2 protein-coding genes are annotated in these 1276 nt (G+C 39.3%); both read left to right on the plus strand.

All coding sequences use genetic code 11. The features are described from left to right. On the plus strand, positions 1–878 hold an 878-nt coding region (locus ACFIJ0_RS07325), incomplete at its 5' end, for a tyrosine-type recombinase/integrase (RefSeq protein ID WP_375643902.1). A 208-nt stretch (positions 879–1086) separates the two neighbouring features. Continuing rightward, a partial coding sequence (locus ACFIJ0_RS07330; RefSeq protein ID WP_375624928.1) for a helix-turn-helix transcriptional regulator occupies positions 1087–1276 on the plus strand: 190 nt, incomplete at its 3' end.

Genomic DNA, 1276 nt, shown 5'->3' on the forward strand with positions numbered 1-1276 from the left:
ATTTAAAAGATATTGCTCTAGATGCTTTTGAAAGCCGTAAAGCTGAATTAAAAAATGATGGTGAGGCTTGTAATTGGTTTTTACATCTACTACGCTTCCATATTCTCCCTAAATTAGGCTGTCTGCCCGTTTCAGAGATTACACAAACAGAGATACGCAATACACTTGCTCCCATTTGGCATACAAAAGCAGCAACAGCTGATAAAGCTCTTACCCGCCTTAATCTTTGTCTCAAACATGCGGCTGCCTTAGGATTGGATGTTGATTTACAAGCAACAGAAAAAGCACGCGCTCTCTTAGGTAAACAACGCCATAAAACGCAAAATTTTCCAGCTATGGATTGGAGAGATGTCCCTGCCTTTTATAAAACACTTTGCGAAGCATCAACCTTAACACAACTGGCTTTGCGTTTGCTTATTTTGACAGGCGTTCGTACCAACCCTTTGTGTCATATTCATAAAGACCAAGTTGATGGCGATATCTGGACAATCCCTGCTGAAAATATGAAAGGTCGACGTGATACTACAGAAGAGTTTCGCGTGCCTCTATCATCAGAAGCATTAGAAATCTTAAAACAAGCGCGCTTGCTTTCTCGCAATGATTTCTTCTTTTCTGCTAGAGGTCGTGGTCCCCTCGCTGCAAATTGTATGGCTACGTATATGAGAGACAATAAAATTGAGGCATGCCCCCATGGTTTTCGCTCTAGTTTACGTGATTGGCTCGCTGAAACAACCGATGCCCCTTATAAAGTCGCAGAAACTATTCTAAGTCATACGGTCGGCGGTAAAGTAGAGCGTGCCTATCGTCGCACTGACTATCTAGAACAGCGCCGTGTCTATATGGATAAATGGGCAGCTTATGTCACTGGTCAATCTTAAGATATGGAGTGAATAACCCCATGATCTGTGGATAACTTTCTCTCTCTCCTCTCTCATTCGCTCTCAATAAGAGTCATAAATTATCACATCAGAAAAACTATGATAAAATATTGTTTTCTATAAATAAAATACCTTCAAAAATGAACCAAAATGTGGTTAATAAATAGTTATGATTTGTTACCATTTTTTATAGTGAAAGGATTTTAATATGACAGAAAATGATATTCTTTTAACAGACCGTGAAAGTGCAAAACTGCTTCATATGAGTGTTTCAACATTTCGCCGTCATGTAACTAATGGTTCTCTCCCCAAACCCCTAAAATTTGGTTTTTTATCGCGTTGGTTACAATCGGATCTTTTGAATGTCATCGAGCAAGCAAAACAGCAACGTTATAACG

This window comes from Bartonella sp. OC68QHHN, assembly GCF_042193875.1.
GTDB lineage: Bacteria > Pseudomonadota > Alphaproteobacteria > Rhizobiales > Rhizobiaceae > Bartonella > Bartonella grahamii_A.